This window comes from Streptomyces sp. HUAS TT11 (genome assembly GCF_051553595.1).
In the GTDB taxonomy this organism is placed as follows: domain Bacteria; phylum Actinomycetota; class Actinomycetes; order Streptomycetales; family Streptomycetaceae; genus Streptomyces.
The window spans coordinates 8,512,953-8,529,151 of sequence record NZ_CP196184.1; the positions used below are offsets into that span (position 1 = coordinate 8,512,953).

10 protein-coding genes are annotated in these 16,199 nt (G+C 69.4%); 3 read left to right on the plus strand and 7 right to left on the minus strand.

Features of this window, described 5'->3' with window-relative positions; genetic code table 11:
- Window positions 1-327 precede the first annotated feature (327 nt).
- The gene (locus tag ACSHXN_RS38320; RefSeq protein ID WP_438305550.1) at window positions 328-2,394 is read left to right on the plus strand and encodes a SpoIIE family protein phosphatase; all 2,067 of its coding nucleotides are present in this window, start codon (window positions 328-330) and stop codon (window positions 2,392-2,394) included.
- Window positions 2,395-2,425: 31 nt separating this feature from the next.
- Entirely contained in the window at window positions 2,426-3,394 is a 969-nt protein-coding gene (locus ACSHXN_RS38325; RefSeq protein ID WP_438305552.1) for a class I SAM-dependent methyltransferase, read from the plus strand.
- Here the strand turns inward: ACSHXN_RS38325 and ACSHXN_RS38330 are convergent.
- Together ACSHXN_RS38330 and ACSHXN_RS38335 are read right to left on the minus strand one after the other, a co-directional pair.
- Window positions 3,286-4,077: a helix-turn-helix transcriptional regulator gene (locus ACSHXN_RS38330; RefSeq protein ID WP_383353616.1), complete on the minus strand. Its 792-nt coding sequence runs from the start codon at window positions 4,075-4,077 to the stop codon at window positions 3,286-3,288. The genes ACSHXN_RS38325 and ACSHXN_RS38330 overlap by 109 nt on opposite strands.
- A 295-nt stretch (window positions 4,078-4,372) precedes the next feature.
- Entirely contained in the window at window positions 4,373-5,209 is an 837-nt protein-coding gene (locus ACSHXN_RS38335; protein ID WP_438305554.1) for a DUF1206 domain-containing protein, read from the minus strand.
- A gap of 210 nt (window positions 5,210-5,419) precedes the next feature.
- Between ACSHXN_RS38335 and ACSHXN_RS38340 the strand changes: the two genes are divergently transcribed.
- Window positions 5,420-6,220 carry a DUF429 domain-containing protein gene (locus ACSHXN_RS38340; RefSeq protein ID WP_355131562.1) on the plus strand — a complete coding sequence of 267 codons (801 nt, stop codon included), beginning with the start codon at window positions 5,420-5,422 and terminating at the stop codon, window positions 6,218-6,220.
- Between the two features lie 92 nt (window positions 6,221-6,312).
- On the opposite strand, the gene sbnA is transcribed toward ACSHXN_RS38340, so the two are convergent.
- From sbnA to ACSHXN_RS38365, 5 genes are read right to left on the minus strand one after another with little or no spacing between them, the layout of a single operon-like run.
- On the minus strand, window positions 6,313-7,338 hold the full coding sequence (gene sbnA / locus ACSHXN_RS38345; RefSeq protein ID WP_355131560.1) for a 2,3-diaminopropionate biosynthesis protein SbnA: 1,026 nt from the start codon (window positions 7,336-7,338) through the stop codon (window positions 6,313-6,315).
- Window positions 7,339-7,366: 28 nt separating this feature from the next.
- Complete coding sequence (gene sbnB, locus ACSHXN_RS38350) at window positions 7,367-8,446, minus strand: 2,3-diaminopropionate biosynthesis protein SbnB (protein WP_355131558.1); 1,080 nt, start codon at window positions 8,444-8,446, stop codon at window positions 7,367-7,369.
- Complete coding sequence (locus tag ACSHXN_RS38355) at window positions 8,443-9,450, minus strand: TauD/TfdA family dioxygenase (protein WP_355131556.1); 1,008 nt, start codon at window positions 9,448-9,450, stop codon at window positions 8,443-8,445. The genes sbnB and ACSHXN_RS38355 overlap by 4 nt, the downstream gene beginning before the upstream one ends.
- A gap of 44 nt (window positions 9,451-9,494) precedes the next feature.
- Window positions 9,495-12,764, minus strand: coding sequence for a non-ribosomal peptide synthetase (locus ACSHXN_RS38360; RefSeq protein ID WP_438305557.1), 3,270 nt, complete (start codon window positions 12,762-12,764; stop codon window positions 9,495-9,497).
- A 13-nt stretch (window positions 12,765-12,777) separates the two neighbouring features.
- Window positions 12,778-15,399: a Pls/PosA family non-ribosomal peptide synthetase gene (locus ACSHXN_RS38365; protein WP_438305559.1), complete on the minus strand. Its 2,622-nt coding sequence runs from the start codon at window positions 15,397-15,399 to the stop codon at window positions 12,778-12,780.
- Window positions 15,400-16,199 lie beyond the last annotated feature (800 nt).

The window sequence follows — 16,199 nt, forward strand, 5'->3', positions numbered from 1 at the left end:
CGGGTTCCGGCCGGGAGCAGCCCTGGGGACCGCAACAACACCCGGACGCGCGCGGGTATCGGCGAATCGGCTGCCCCAGGCCTTTGCCGGCGCCGGCTGCACTCTCGGCGGGTCTCCGTGTCACCGGCACGCCCTTGACGTTCACGGAGCCCGTCGCCGCTGGATCCGCTGCGTCACCGGGCACGACTGCGGGTGCCCGCGCCACGTCCTGGGCTGGGCAGGGTACTCGGCCGGAGGCAGCATGGAAGTACCCGAAGCCAGGCCCCGGCATGGAGCTGTGCGGAAAAGGGCAGCAGGTCGCGCCGCGGCACGTGGAGGAGACCTGGGATGACAGACGAATCCCTCCAGCGCGACGGAGACCGGACGGGCCCGGGCACGCCCCGCCAGAGCGGACTGCTCGACATGCTGAGCGTCGGCGCGGTGGTACTGGACTCCGGTGGGCGCATCGTCTTCTGGAGTCCGCAGGCCGAGGAACTCTTCGGCTACAGCGCGGAAGAGGCGCTCGGTACCTACGCGGCGCGCCTGCTGATCCAGCCGGAGCACCTGCAGTCGGTCCTCAGTCTCTTCATCGAGGTGCTGGAGACCGGCCGCAGCTGGGCCGGCGCCTACCCCATCCGGCACAAGGACGGCCACACGCGCCTGATGGAGTTTCGCAACATGCGGTTGCTCGACAGCGCCGGAGAGGTCTATGCCCTCGGGATCGCGGCCGACCACACCACCGTTCAGCGCGTCGAGACCGACCTGGCGCTGTGCGAGCGGCTGATCAACCAGTCACCGATCGGCTTGGCGCTCATGGACCCCGACCTGTGCTTCCTCCTGGTCAACCCCGCCCTGGAGCGCATCGACGGCATCCCCGCCCATGAACACATCGGCCGTCATCTGAGGGAGATGCTGACCCTCCCCGACATGGACACGATCGAGTCCGCCCTGCGCCAGGTGCTGGCCACCGGCAGCCCCGTGCTCGACCAGTACGCCGTGGGGCGTACGCCCGCCGACCCCGACCAGGACCGTGCGTGGTCCCTCTCTTTCTACCGCCTGGAGGACCCCGGCGGGCGGGTCCTCGGCGCCGCCACCTCGGTCGTGGACGTCACCGAACGGCACCGTGCGGCCACCGAGGCCGACCGGGCACGCCGCCGTCTGGCGCTGATCGCCGAAGCCTCCGTGCGGGTCGGAACCACCCTCGAGGTGGAGCAGACAGCCCGGGAACTGGCCGACATCGCGACGCCGGAACTCGCCGACGTGGTTGCCGTGGACGTCCTCGACTCCGTGCTCGCCTGCCGTCGTACCAGCGCACCCGACAACGGTCCGGAGCTGTTCCGGGCCCTGGCCCTCAAGGCGGCCCAGCCCTCCGTGGCACTGCGGGCCGCCGACCCGCCGGGAGACCTCGCCACCTACGCGGGTGATCGCCTGGTGACGCTGTGCGTCCACACGGGCAGGCCGGTGCTGGTGCGCCACGTGGCCCCCGGCGACCTCGAGCGCATCGGCCGCGACCCGGAGGCCACCTCACTGCTGGCCCGTGCCGGTGTCCACTCCTATCTCGCCGTACCCCTGATCGCCCACGGCGAGGTGCTCGGAGCCCTGGACCTCAAACGCACCGACAACCCCGCTCCGTTCGACCAGGACGACGTCGTCCTGGCGAGCGAGCTCGCCGGTCGCGCCGCCGTGGCGATCGACAACGCCCGCTGGTACCAGAGCGTGCGCAACACCGCGCTCACCCTCCAGCGCAGCCTGCTGCCCGACCACCCGCCGCACCGGACGGGGCTGCAACTCGCCACCCGGTACCAGCCGGCCCAGGCCACCAGCGAAGTCGGCGGAGACTGGTACGACGTCATCAGCCTGAACGGGGACAAGACCGCGCTCGTCGTCGGCGACGTCATGGGCAACGGCATCGACGCCGCCGCCACCATGGGACGCCTGCGCACCGCCACCTGCGCCTACGCGGATCTCGACCTTGTACCGGACGCCGTGCTCCAGCACCTCGACAAGATCACATGCGGTCTCGAGCACTACATCGTCACGTGTGTCTACGCCGTGTACGACCCGCACGAGCGGCGGTGCCGGATCGCCAACGCAGGGCACATGCCGCCCGCGCTGGCCCGACCCGGCCGCGCTCCCGCACTGCTCGACCTGCCCACCGGCGCCCCACTCGGCGTCGGGGGCGTCGCCTTCGAGACCACGACCGTCGACCTGGACCCCGGCGATCTGCTCGTCCTGTACACGGACGGGCTCGTCGAGACCCGCCACCACCCCATCGACGACCGTCTCGACCTCCTCCTCGGCCTTCTCGGGGAAACCTGCCGCCCCCTCGAGGAGACCTGCGACCTCCTGCTGTACGGTCTGCGGCATCCCGACGACCACGACGACGTGGCCCTCCTCGTGGCACGTGCGCAGTGAACCGGGCGGGAGAGCGTGAGAGGCGGGGGACATGGTCGCGGGCCGGGAGTGGGACGAGACGCTGTTCGCCGGCACGGCGGCCTACTACCGGCGCGGCCGGCTTCCGTACGCGCCCGGCCTCGCCGACGTGCTGGCGGACGTCCTGGAACCGGACGGGCAGGGGCGCCTCGTCGACGTGGGGTGCGGGCCGGGCACGATCGCGCTGGCCCTCGCGCACCTGTTCGCCGAAGTCGTCGGTGTGGACCCGGACCGCGGGATGATCGAGGAAGCCCGTCGCGGGGCGGCCGGGTCGGGCATGACCGGGAAGATGCGATGGGTCCGGTGCCGGGCCGAGGACATGCCTCCCGACCTGGGCACGTTCACCGTCGCGACCTTCGGTCAGCCGTTCCACTGGATGGACCGCGGGCTGGTGGCGGGCACCATCAACGGCCTCCTGCGGCCCGGGGGTGCGCTGGTGCATGTCTCGGACGAGAAGACGGAGTCCCGCGACGTCGACGGTCTTCCGCATCCCGCGGTGCCCTGCAACGCGATCGAAGAGCTGATCAAGCACTACCTCGGGCCGGTGCGGCGTGCCGGCCAGGGGCGGCTGCCCAAGGGGACGCCGGCGGGCGAGGCGTCGGTGCTCACCCGGGCGGGCTTCGCCGGTCCCCAGCGCCATGTCGTGCCCGGGGGGCAGCCGCTGGAACGTACCCACGACGATGTCGTCGCCTGGGTCCACTCGATGTCGTTCTCCGCTCCGCACCTGTTCGGCGCGCGTCGCGGCGACTTCGAAGGAGACCTGCGGCGGCTGCTGGAACGGGCGGCGCCGTCGGGAGTGTTCTCCGAACGCGTCCCGAGCACCGAGGTCTTCGTCTGGTGGCGGGATCCCCTCGGCGCGCCGAGGAGCGGCCGTCAGGTCCGGCCCGCTTCCGCGACGGGAGGCGCGCACTGGGGGAGAAGGCCCAACTGCTGGGCACGGAGCACCGTACCGAGCCGGTCCCGGGTGCCCAGTTTGCGATAGATCTTTTCGATGTGCTTGTGAACCGTGCGGTCCGATATGCCGAGCCGGCGGCCCATGGCCGCGGCGGTCAGGGCATCGCCGAGCAGAAGCAGGACGGTCGTCTCGCGCGGCGTCAGGTCGCAGTCGGCGGCCAGTTCACGGGGGGAGGCCGGGGCATCGCCCGCCGCGACGACGTGCCCCCAGCGTGTGAGGAGTTGCCGGTGCTGCTCGACGGCCGCCAGGAGAGGCTGCAGGCGTCTTCCGAAGCGGATGCCGTCGTCGTCGAAGTCCGTGCCGGAACGGTAGATGAGACAGCCCGTGATCGGTGCCGTCGTGCCGGGCAGCGGAACGGCGAGTACATGATCCGCGTCGATCGTCTCGTGGATCAGACGCGCCGTGGGAGTCGTGGACCACTCGGGACCGGCCGCCTGCCGTGCCGTGACCGGTGCAAGGTCGTGTCCGCCCGTGTAGTGGTGTGCGAAGGGGTAGCCGGCCCGCAGCAGACCCATGGAATCCTCGTCGAGCGGATCGAACGCCGGGGCGACGCCCGGGGACAGGCCCAGCGTGCCGCTGCTCTCGTTCCACTCGTCCAGTTTGTAGATCAGTGCGTCGCCGCCGCACACCCCTGGAAGGACGGATGCCATCAGGGGCCACAGACGATCGGGTTCCCGTTCCTGGAGTGCTGCCACGGCCACCGACAACATACGTTCGTAGGCCCGCTCCTGACCGGTTCTCACGTGTCCCTCTCCGCCCGTCTGCATACGCAGTTCTACCCATACCAGCCGAGCACTACGTCGGCGCAGACTTCAACCGGGCAACAGCAACATCGACGGACGTACGTCGCTCCACCGACCTGCGGGGTTCACCGTCCGCGGTGCGTAGGCGTGCGAGCAGACCACGATCGACGGGCGGTGTCTCCGGCCCGGCAGGTTCCGTGCGGGCCGCCGGCACAGGGGAGCGGCGGCCCGCACGGTTACGTCGCCCCGGACATGGGGGCTCTCAGACCCTGCGCCAGCGTGCCAGGGCGAAGGAGAACAGGCCGAAGAGCACGACGCCGCACGCCACCAGGACGAGCAGCCACGGTCCGAACGGGGTCCCGGCGAACCAGCGCAGTGTGTCGTCCAGCCCCTTGGCCCGGTCGGGCCGGTAGTCGACGGCCGCGCGCAGAGCGAAGGCACCCACAGCTGCGAACACCACTCCGCGCGCAGCACCCCCTCCCACACCCGTCACGTCCACCAGACGCCGGACCTTCGGAGTCATCTCGCCGAGCCGGAGGTGGTCGTGGTAGTCGCGCCGTACGGCCCGCACACCGATCCAGACACCGGCCACGACGATCCCGGCCGCCGCGACGCCCACGATCCACTGGCCGGCGGGCATCCCCAGAGCACGCGCGGTGACATCCCGGGACTGCTCGTCGCTCGATCCGCCCCCGTCACCGGAGCCCGCCGCGAAGGACACCACGGAGGCGGCCACGAACGCGTAGAACACGCAACGGGCCAGTGCCGTCAGCCGTTTCCCCGCCTTTCGGCCGTCCGGGCCGACCGATCCGAACGCGGCTTCGGACAGCCGCCACACCGCCATGCCGACGAGCCCGATGCCCAGAGCCCACAGCAGCACGGAACCGAACGGCTCGCCCGAGATCTCGGCCAGGGCACCCTGGCGGTCGGCCTGGTGACCGCCGTCCCCGAACCCGATCCGCAGAGCCAGCACTCCGATCAGCAGATAGATGACTCCGCGAGCGGTGAGCCCCGCCCGGGCGGCGCCCCGTGTCACCGAACCCCTCGCCGCGCGCCGCCCCTCGAGCCGTCCGGTATGCGCCATGGCCCTCAAGTCCATCTCGACCTCCCCGGATCCGTGTGCCCCGGCAAACCGGGGGCACACCGGGCGGGGCGGCCAGGGCACCGCGGGGGCACCGCCCGTGTCCGGCGGGGGCGAGCGGCTCGGGTCCGTCCCTTCGGCGCCGGCGGTCCGGCGGGTGCGGCCCGCTCGCCTCCTCGTGGTCGTCGTCCCGCCCCGTCCGGACCTGCGATGCGCGATGATCTCGGCATGAAGCGACGACAGACGGTGACGTTGGGCGTCGACCTCGCCGCGAGCGTCCGGCGCACCGCGGTGTGCCGGATGGTCTGGGGCCCGGGACGTGCCGTCACCGCCGGGTTCGAGACGCCCCACGGAGAAGGGGAGTTGGCGGCGCTCGTCCGGACGGCCGACAAGACCGGGCTCGACTGCCCGCTGGGCTGGCCGTCCGACTTCGTGGCGACGGTCCTCGCGCACCACCGGGGCGCACGACTGCCGCCTCCCGTGCGGTTCGCTCAGCGGACGGACGGGCGACCGGGGCTGGACGCGCTGCGCTTCCGGCTCACCGACGACCTCACCTGGAAGGCGACCTCGATGCGCCCTCCGCTGTCGGTGTCCACCGACCTTCTGGGGGTCGTCGCCCTGCGAGCCGCCTATCTCCTGGATGAGCTGACCGCGGCAGGTGTCGCCGTACCGCGGGACGGCTCGGGGCCGGTCGCCGAGGTCTACCCGGCGGCCGCACTGCGGCGATGGGGGATCCGCCTCACCCGTAGCTACAAGAGCGCCACGCCCGAGGCGCGTGCCCTGCGCGCGCATGTCGTCGGCGCGCTCGAGGCGGGTTTGCAGGTGTCCCTGTCCGAGTCGGTGCGTGAGAGGTGCGTCGACAGCCACGACCATCTCGATGCCGTGGTCTGCGCGTTGGTCGCCCGTGCGGTCCAGCTCGGGGACACGGTGTGGCCCGGCTCCGCCGAAGAGCGGCAGGCCGCCCGGCAGGAGGGCTGGATCCATCTGCCGGGAACGGATCTCGGTACCCTCGCAGGCCCGTCGGCCTGACGGGCCTGAGTGGGCCGGGGAGCCCGGCGCCGACCGCCCCGGGCGGATGGGGCCGGCCCCCTGTGCCGCCCGGTACCCCCTGACGAGGTGCTCTACGGCTTCGGCCGCCGACCCGACGTCCGGCGTCTGGGCTCGACTCTCCGGGTACCGGCGCTCACCTCGTCGAAGTCGAGTATGTCGTCGCCGTACAGATCCTGAAGCCAGTTGATCTGGTAGATCGTGTCGAGGTACCGCTCGCCGAGGTCCGGCGCGATGGCGACCGCGGTGAGGTCGCGCGGCTCGTTCTGGGACAGCCACTGCATGGCGCCGCTGACCACGGTTCCGGTGGAACCGCCGAACAGGAACCCGTGCCTGGCGAGGCGGTGGCAGGCACGGATGGTGTCCGCCTCCTCGACCTTGACGACCTCGTCCACATAGGACTCGTCGAGCAGCGGCGGGCGCATGCTCATGCCCAGGCCGGGGATCATTCGGCGGCCCGGCTCGCCGCCGAAGCTCACCGAGCCGACGCTGTCCACCGCGACGATGCGCACGGGGTGGTGCCAGTCACGGAAGTAGCGGGCGCAGCCCATCAGGGTGCCGGTGGTGCCGGCGCCGATGAACAGCACTTCCAGCCCGGGGAACTCGTGGGCGATCTCCGGTGCCGTCTTGCGGTAGTGCGCCCGCCAGTTGCCCGGGTTCGTGTACTGGCTGAGCCACACGTACCGGTCGTCGGAGGCGCACAGCGCCCGGACGTACTCGATGCGCGCCCCGAGGAAGCCGCCGTTGGCGTCCAGGTCCGCGATGATGTGCACCTCGCTGCCCAGGGCCTCCATCAGGAGTCTGGTCGAGAGGTTGCAGCGCGAGTCCGTCACGCACAGGAACCGGTAGCCCTTGCTCGCGGCGATGGTGCTCAGCGCCACGCCCAGGTTTCCGGACGAGGACTCCACCAGCACCGAATCCGGCTTCAGGAGCCCATCCCGCTCGGCGCTCTCCACCATCTCGATCGCGGCCTTCAGCTTGATCGAGCCGGCGAAGTTGAAGCCCTCGCACTTCAGATAGAGAGAGCGCCCGAAGATCGACTTGAGGTCGACATACAGCTGGCTTTCGTTGAAGGCGTAGGGAGTGGAGATGACGGGCACGGTGGCCTCCTGGTGCCAGAGCCGACGTTCAGCCGTATCGGCGCAGCTCGTGGAAGAAGTGGTCGATGAGGTGGAGGTGTCCGGCCAGGGCGACTTCGTCGTAGACGTAGTTGCCGACTGCGAGGTCGAGGACGCCCAGTCCGAAAGGGGAGAAGATCACTGGCCGGTCTGCAGGCGGGGTCACTCGTCCGGTCATGACGTCGTCGAGTGTCCCGTCCAGGAAGTCGCGGTTTCCTGTGAGCTGCTCCGCCAGGTGCGGGGAGGTGTCGGCCTTGAGGCAGTGCTCGACGTCGTCGACGAAGTTGGCGGAGTCGAGCAGGATCTCGGGAGCCAGGTCGCGCAGTGAGACGTGCAGGACCAGAGGGTTGTGTGCGAACCAGGCACGGTCGGTGACATGGGGTTTGCCGGCGATGGTGGCGAAGACGACCAGATCGCTGGAACGGATCAGGTCCTCGGCGTTGTCGTGCACCGTCACCTGTGCGGCGTGTCCCGCGACGCCGGCTTCCCGCAGATAGCCGCAGAAACCGTCGGCGCTGTCGGCCGAGACGTCGTACACGCCGACACTGTCGAAGCTCCAGCCGGTACCGGCCAGGAAGGTGTGGATGTAGCGGGCGATGAGCCCCGTGCCGAAGAACCCGACACGTGTGGGGCGGGCCCTGCCATGGCTGAGCCAGTCGGCGGCCAGAGCGGCGGACGCCGCGGTCCTGGTGGCGCTGATGATCGAGCTCTCCAGGCAGGCGAACGGGTAGCCGGTGTCGTGGTCGTTGAGGATGAGGACCGCGGAGGCCCGGGGGAGTCCGGCGTCCACATTGGTCGGGAAGCTGGAGATCCACTTCAGGCCGTCCACGTTCACCGACCCGCCGATGGAGGCCGGCAGGGCGATGATTCTGGCCGTGGGGCGGTCCGTGAAGCGCAGGAAGTAGGACGGCGGGTTGACCGAGTCCCCGGTGCCGTGCAGCCGGTAGGTGGCCTCGACCAGTTCCACGATCTGCTTCTCGCGCCCGCGGAGCGCCTGCTGCACCTGGTCGCCGGAGATCACGGCGAACGTCGGTGCCGGAGCCCGGTCGCGAGCGGTGGGCTGGGTGGCGGAGGAGGTTGTGGGGGTCATCGCTGGCTTGCCTCCGGGGTCGGGAAGCCGTCCGCCAGACGCTGGGGCTCTGCCATGGCGACCAGCACCTGGCGCTCTCCGCTGAAGGCTTCTCTGCTGTGCGCGGTGCGTACGTTGTCGACGAGCATCAGGTCTCCGGCCTGCCAGGGTTCGCGGCGGGTGTGGTCCTCGTAGGTGGCGTTGAGCAGTTGGACGACGTCCTCGCCGATGGGGCTGCCGTCTCCGAAGCGGGTGTTGAAGGGCAGTCCGTCCTCGCCGTAGATGTCCACCAGGTACTCGCGCACCTCCGGGGCGAGCGTCCACTCGTTGAGGAAGGCGATCTGGTTGAACCAGCAGCGCCGACCGGTGACCGGGTGCCGTACCACCGCACTGCGGCGCTGGCGGGTGCGCAGTGATCCGTCGGGCTGCCAGTCGAACTCGATGGCGTGGTCGCGGCAGTACTGCTCGATGGCCACGGGGTTCTCGGTGCCGAACGACTCCTCCAGGGACGCCCCGATCTCGTCGTTGTAGGAGCGGGTGAGCAGCCAGCCCTCACGCTCGAACCGCTCGGTCAGTGCGCCGGGCAGGGCCTTCAGGACGCGTTCGGCGTCGGCCACCGCGGTCGCCCCGCCCTCGCCGGGTGCGGACAGACAGGCGAACAGCATCAGGCCCGGAATCTCCAGGGTGTAACTCAGTTCATGGTGCATACACATCGGCTGGTTGGCCGGCCAGGTGGCGGAGGAGTAGAGCCCCTGGCTGTACCTCTCGCGCGGGGCGAAAGCTTCCTTCTCCGTCATCAGCTCACCGGCCAGCGCCGTGAAGACGGCTCGGACCTGCTCCGTGTCCCGCAGTCCCAGGCCGCGTACGAGCACCGCGCCGTGCTCGGTGACGTGTGCACGCAGGGCGTCGCGGTGCTCTGCCGCCCAGGCGACCGTGTCTCCGGGCGCCTGAACACGCAGGATCGGAGGCCTGTCCGGATCCAGCTCCACCTCGAGCAGCGAGGCCAGGGAAGAGGAGGACGACATCTGCTTTTTCCTTTCGATCGTCTCTGTGATGGCTCGAGGAAGGATCAGGGGGTGGCGAGCAGTTCGGTCGCACCGAGGACGGCCCGTGCTGCCTCGACCGGACGGGTGCGCAGGAAGTAGTGGCCGCCGTCGGCGATCTCGTGCAGGTCCACGTGCTCGGCCAGCAGCTGCCAGTCGCGGTATCGGTCGTGGAAGCCGGTCGTGTGGGGGTCGTCCGCGGCGATGACCACGGTGATCGGCGCGGACAGCTTCACGGTCGGCGGTGTCTCGAGGGCGTCGGCGAAGTAGTGGTGTGCGGCGGCACAGTCGTGGCGGTAGGCGGCACCGACATGCTCGGCGTGCGACGCGCTCAGTTCACCGAGTTCGGTGTAGCCGCTGTCCGCGGTGAGTTTCGCGGCGATCTCGGTGTTGGTGAGTCCGGTCAGCTCGGCGACGGCCGCGCGCCGGTCGCCGGCGGTGCCCGGCAGTTGAGCCGCGAGGAACACCCGCGCAACCACGACTCCTCGCCGCTCCAGCCGCCTCGCCGTCTCCACGGCCGCCGCGGCTCCCGAGGAGTGGCCCCACAGCATGACCCTGGTCAGACCGCGCCCGGTGATCTCGGCGACGATCTGCTCCGCCACCTGTGCCAACGGCGCGAACGGCTCGCCCTGGGCGGCCAGATCGTGTCCGGGCAGGTCGACGGCGTACACCGCGGGTCCCCCGGCGGCGAGCGCGCCGGCCATCGGCCGGTAGTTGACCGCGTTGCCGCCCGCGTAGGGGAAGCACACCAGAGCGCAGTCGGGGACTCCGTCGGACCGCGACAGCGGCTGAAGCAGCCCCGTGTGCTGCTGGGGTGCGCCGTCGAGGAGTGCGGCGAGGTCGGCCAGCACCGGGTGGCGGGTGATGTCCTTGAGGGACACCGCACGGTTCAGGGCGATGGTGAGCTTCACCGCGGTCAGCGAGGTGCCGCCGCAGTCGAAGAAGTGGTCCTGCCGGCCGATGCGGTGTTCGGGGACGCCCAGCAGCTCCGCCCAGGCGGCCGCGAGCCTGCGCTCGCCGGGTGTGCGCGGAAGGCGGTCCGCGTCCCCTGCGGGGTCGCCGTCGGGTGCCGGAGCGTCCTGTTCGGCCAGTGCGGTCAGGGCCTTGCGGTCGATCTTGCCGTTGGCGGTCAGCGGCAGGGTGTCCTGCCAGTGGAAGGCGGAAGGGACCATATAGGCGGGCAGCGCGGCGCCGAGAGCCTGGCGGAGCACCTCCACCTGCTGGTCCCGTCCGGTGTAGTAGGCGATGAGGTGTTTGCTGCCGCCTGCCCGTTCGGCGACGACCACCGCGCCGTCGCGCACGCCGGGAACCCGCAACAGGGTGTTCTCGATCTCGCCGATCTCGATACGGAAGCCGCGGATCTTGACCTGGTTGTCCCGGCGGCCGAGGAACTCAAGCTTGCCTTCGGGGTGCCAGCGCCCCCAGTCGCCGCCCAGATAGAGCCGCTCACCCGGTCGGTACGGATCCTCCAGATAGGCGGCGCGGGTCCGCTCGGGGTCGTTGACGTATCCCCGGCCCACGCACACACCGGAGAACGCGATCACTCCGGGGGCGCCCAGCGGAACCAGCGACAGGTGCTCGTCGACGACGTGGACGCGCACGTTGTTCACGGCGCGCCCCAGCAGCACCCGGTCGCCCTCCGGCATCCGGTCCATGATCTCGTGGTTGGTGTCGTCCGAGGTCTCGGTCAGCCCGTAGGCGTTGACCAGCTTGATCCTGGGCTTGATCGTGAACCAGCGCTGGACGAGTTCGGGCTTCAACGCCTCACCGGTCACCGACACATACCTCAGGTCCGGCAGGTCGTGGGGGTGCTGCTCCAGGTACGAGGCCACCACCTCGAGATAGGAGGGTACGACCTGTGCCACGGCGACCCGGCCGCGGACGAGCGTGTCGACGAACCGCTCCACGTCCAGGATCGCCTCCTGCTCGACCAGCAGGGTGCGACCGCCGACCAGCAGCCCGGCGAGCAGTTGCCACAGTGAGATGTCGAAACACTGCGGTGCGGTCTGGGCGACCGACTGACCCTCGTCGATGCGCAGATCGTCGATCTTGGCGAAGAGATGGTTGAGCATGCCTGCGTGCTCGCACATCGCCCCCTTCGGCTCGCCCGTGGAACCGGAGGTGAAGTAGATGTACGCGAGCTGATCGGCACTGACCTCGACCTCGACGTCACTGTCGGCGTGCTGCTGCGCGCAGGCGTCTTCGATCAGCAGCTTCTCGGCACCCGGCACCGTGGTCAGAGCCTGGTCCAGGCTGTGCGTGCTGCCGGGCTCGGTGAGCACCAGCCGGCACCCGGCCCGTGTCAACGTCGCCGCGATCCGTCCGGCGGGGAAGTGGGGCTCGATCGGCAGGTAGACGCCGCCGGCCTTGAACACCGCCAGCACGGAGGCCAGCCAGTCGAGGTTGCGCTCGGTGACCACCGCCACCACGTCTTCGCGGTCCAGTCCGCGGGCCAGCAGCGCCCGCGCAAGCCGGTTGGCCCGGCAGTTGAGCTCCGCGTAGGTCCAGGTGCGATCGCCGTGCACGGCCGCCACGGTGTCCGGATGCTTGCGCACCCGCTGCTCGAACAGTTCGTGTGCGCGTGCTTCCGGCAGTTCCCGGCGCGGTCCCGCGAGTCCTTCGAGCTGGTACTGCAACTCCTCGGGCGACAGCAGGCTCTGCCGAGCATGGTCGGCGTCCGCGTCTGCCGTCATCAGGCTCAGTGCGGTCACGTGGTAGCCGCAGATCCGGGCCGCGGACCCGGTGTCGAGCACCTGGGTGCGATACCGCAGCCGCACCACAAGCCGCCCGTTCTCCTCGTGCCAGCCCACGCTCAGCGCCGCGTCGTCGACCAGTCCGCCCTCGGTCCCCGCGGGGTCGAAGACGACCTCGTACGACGGCCCGGTCACCCGCAGTTCGTGTCGCAGACCGTCCACCGGGAACTCCCGGTGGGCCAGCAACTCGGACTCCGCACGACGAGCCCTCGACACCAGCAGGCGCCATGATCCGGGCGCTGTCGTCAGCCGGCACGGCAGCGGTCCGTGCTTCGGTCCGGTGACGTAGCCGGTCACCACCTCCGGCTCGCCCGACAGCACCGCGAGGACCTTGGCATGGGCGGCCAGCAGTACCGCGCCGACCGGCACGCCCAGTGCCTCCGCCAGCCCGCGCACCTTCTCGGAGAGGTCGTCCGGCACAGTCGTCTCGTACTCGGCCACACCGGCCACCGGCTCCCGCACCCATCGGGGAACGGCGGTGGAACCGCCTGCGGTCAGTACACCGCTCCAGAACTCCCGGTCCGTCTGCACGTGCGCTCCCATCGGATGACCTTCCTCAGCTCGCCGTCGGCGTCTGGCCGTCGGCCGAGGCCGTCACTGCTGTTGCCGCCGTCGCCGAGTCGATGCCGACGAGGGGCTCCTGGTGGACCCCGGTCATCTCGACCGCGGGGTTTCCGCCCCACAGTGCGTTCCCGGGTACCTCCTCGCCCTTCATGAGGAAGGAGTCGGGTGCCAGCACGGCTCCGTCACCCACCGTGACGCCGTAGTGCACATGAGCGCCGACGCCGAGGGTGCAGCGATCACCGAGCGTGCTGTAGTCGGACTTGAAGGTGCCGTCCTCCTGCGAGTGGCACTGGATCTTGCTGCCGGCGTTGAGCGTGCAGTCGTCTCCGATGCTCGCGAGCGACCGCTCCGTCAGATAGCAGCCGTCGTCGAAGACCCTGCTGCCGATGCGGACACCGAGCAGGCGCCAGATCACGTTCTTGAAGGGGGTGCCGTTGAACAGGTTGAGGAATTCGGACGGAATCTTCCACAGCCGCTCGTGCCACCAGAAGTAGGGGTCGTAGATCGAGCACAGCTGGGGGCGCAGTCTGCGGAACCGCAGCAACCAGCGCTCCACCAGAACGTAGTAGAGGGTGGAGAAGCCGAGAGTGAGTGCCAGATAGCAGGCGATCACCACCTGCCCCACGGCTCCGTACAGGACGACGGAGACGAGGCCCAGGGCCGTGAGCACGAAGGTGTGCAGCCAGCGCAGAATCAGGTGGAGGGCGATGGAGCGCAGGTTGTAACGGTTCTTCATGCGGAGGTGCCGGTGCAGCTCGTCTCCGCTCCGCAGATGGTCGAAGCGGGTGTCGCGTTCCACGGAGCGCGGGATCTCGAAGGACGGCGAGCCGAGCAGCCCGACCCCTTCGCGGACGGGACCGTCGAGGGGAATCATCACCTTCGTGGCCAGCAGGCAGTTCTCGCCCGTCCTGCCGCCCGCCGGGTACACGATGTTGTTGCCGAGGAAGTTGTGCGCTCCGATCGACACCCTGGACACCTGGAAGGACGTGCTCGAGTAGTCGACGTTGATGATGGACAGCCCGTCGGCCACCATCGTCCCCCGGCCCACGGTGACCAGGTACGGGGACTCGTGCTTCACCTCCGTCCCGAAGTTCGAGCCGGTCTGCTCGACGCGCGACAGGTTGTATCCGAGGCCGCGCAGGTAGTGGACGATGAACGAACTGTCACCGAAGAGCCAGGCGTAGAACCGGATGTTCGTCATCTGGGAGATCATCCGGTGCGCCGCGTACTGGAAGCCGTAGAGCGGGTAGGGCTTGTCGGGCTTGATGGTCAGGTTCAGCAGGCGCGGAACGGTGTAGAGGGCGGCGAGACCCACGACGACGAAGCCGAAGAGCAGCACGGCGGACAGTGCCAGAGCGTCGATCAGGAACTGCGACACCGAGACGTGGGTGGTGTCCGGATCGAGCCGGTCGCCCAGTGCCGGGACCTCGATGAACAGCATGTACACACCGCCGACGGCCAGCGGGAGGTAAACGAGGAACAGCTGGAGCAGCGTGCTCAGGCCGAAGCACGCCCGGCGCAGGGTTCCGCATCGGGCCGGGGCGACCCGCACGTGGTCGACGTCCGTGCGTTGTGCAGGGGAGCCGTGGTGGCGCTCGCCCTGCGGGATCGTCTGACCGCGGTACAGGGCGGAGGCGTGTCCGAGCTGGGCGCCGTCGCCCATCGACGAGTCGATGTCCAGCACGGTCTTCTCGCCGATGAACGCGTCGCGGCCGATGGTGACCGTGCCGGTCTGGATGCGTCCGTCGTGCGCCCGGTAGCAGGGGAAGTAGGAGTCCTTGCGAACGATCGTTCCGGCGCCGATGGTGAGCAGGTCGGTGCAGACCGGCACCTGACGGGAGAGGATCGTTACTCCTTTGCCGATCCGTGCGCCGAGTGCGCGCAGATACAGCACGTAGAGCGGATTGCCGACGAACAAGATCATCGGGTTGGCGTGGAGCAGCACCTTGACGATCCAGAAGCGGAGGTAGGCAGGGCTCCAGACCGGGAACTCGCGGGGCGTCCAGCGGCCGACGAGGGTCCATTTGGCCACGATCGGGAACGCGCACATGATGACGAAGCCGAGGCTGCCGAACGCCATGGACCGCAGATAGACGTCCAGGAGGTCCGACCCGGTGGAGACCCACTCGTAGCCCGTCGTCGCGACGACTCCGGTGACGAACGAATATGCCAGGAACACCAGCAACTGGAGTGTCCCGCACATCGCGTAGTCCAACCTGCCCGCCCGAGTCACCTGCCCTGCGGTGACGTGTTCCGGTGCCGATGCGGGCCGTGTGCCGTTGACGTGGGCGGGCATGGTCGTGGTCCGGTCCTGGGCGAGGGCAGCCGCCAGGGTTCGGATCGTCGGATGCCGATAGATGTCCCTGATGGTGGCGGACGGCAGGTCCGGGCGCTTCCTGATCCGCGCGCAGAACTGCGCCATCACCAAGGAGTTGGCACCGAGGTCGTCGAAGAAGTGGCTGTCGGCCGACACCTCTTCGACACACGCGACATCAGCCAGTACTTCGGCGAGTTTTGTCTCGGTGTCCGTCGTCGCCGGGTCGCCGCTCCCGGACCCGGCGATCACGGAATCACCGGACCCGGTTGTCAAGACCTCGGCAGACTTCTCCACCATTCGAGCTCCTCGAAGTATTTTCGACAACCATTGGCCAGTGGCCGGTCGGGCGCCCTCGCGTTCGGAAATTACCTGAACGAGTAGGGAATTGCGGAAGCCACGAGGCTACGCTCTCGTCCGATCCCGAAACCACGGGCTTCAGTGTTAGTCGGCCACTGTCAGATTGCCACTTGAACTCGCTTTGGATGACATGACGGCGCCGCCCAACAACCGGGAATTTCTCGGCTCTTTACCTCGCCGGGGAGGGTGCGGTTCACTCGAGCGGAGCAACGCTCCACGCGGTCGGCCGAAAGCGGAACCCGGCCCGACTCGCATCGGTGGACGCGACCTGGTGGGTGTTCAGCCGACTCGACGAGGAGTCACTTTTCGTGGCTGGAATACCAGGCAAGCGGTTCGGTGCATCTGACGAAGACGATGCTTCCGCGGGTCGCTCGAACTGTGTGCTCACCAGTGCTGTACGGTGAGCCGGTCACGCACGCCCCGTCGGTCGGGGTGGGCTGCCGCATGAAAATCGGTGACCCCGTGCGGACTGTGACCGTCCCTCTCGACGGGCGCCGCGACGAACCGATGCGAACGGTCGCCGACTGCGATCTGGAGTTGGTTGTCGGCACTGAAAGCGGTTGGGGGAGACTCTGTCCTGGCGGCTCACCTGCCCACAGAATCGGTGCTCCGGGACTCAGTTGTTTGTCGGACGCTGTCCGCGGGTGTACTCGGAGGTCGCCTGTCCCGTTGGCGACGCTGTCCGGGCCGAGGGCAAAAGCCGGCTCGCCGGAGACGACCCCGCGGTCATCTCCCGCCCT

Bases quoted from the DNA above. Each gene is read 5' to 3' on its own strand.
- ACSHXN_RS38320 (WP_438305550.1), top strand. From the start codon at position 328: ATGACAGACGAATCCCTCCAGCGCGACGGAGACCGGACGGGCCCGGGC.
- ACSHXN_RS38325 (WP_438305552.1), top strand. From the start codon at position 2,426: ATGGTCGCGGGCCGGGAGTGGGACGAGACGCTGTTCGCCGGCACGGCG.
- ACSHXN_RS38330 (WP_383353616.1), bottom strand. From the start codon at position 4,077: ATGTTGTCGGTGGCCGTGGCAGCACTCCAGGAACGGGAACCCGATCGT.
- ACSHXN_RS38335 (WP_438305554.1), bottom strand. From the start codon at position 5,209: ATGGACTTGAGGGCCATGGCGCATACCGGACGGCTCGAGGGGCGGCGC.
- ACSHXN_RS38340 (WP_355131562.1), top strand. From the start codon at position 5,420: ATGAAGCGACGACAGACGGTGACGTTGGGCGTCGACCTCGCCGCGAGC.
- sbnB (WP_355131558.1), bottom strand. From the start codon at position 8,446: ATGACCCCCACAACCTCCTCCGCCACCCAGCCCACCGCTCGCGACCGG.
- ACSHXN_RS38355 (WP_355131556.1), bottom strand. From the start codon at position 9,450: ATGTCGTCCTCCTCTTCCCTGGCCTCGCTGCTCGAGGTGGAGCTGGAT.
- ACSHXN_RS38360 (WP_438305557.1), bottom strand. From the start codon at position 12,764: ATGGGAGCGCACGTGCAGACGGACCGGGAGTTCTGGAGCGGTGTACTG.
- ACSHXN_RS38365 (WP_438305559.1), bottom strand. From the start codon at position 15,399: ATGGTGGAGAAGTCTGCCGAGGTCTTGACAACCGGGTCCGGTGATTCC.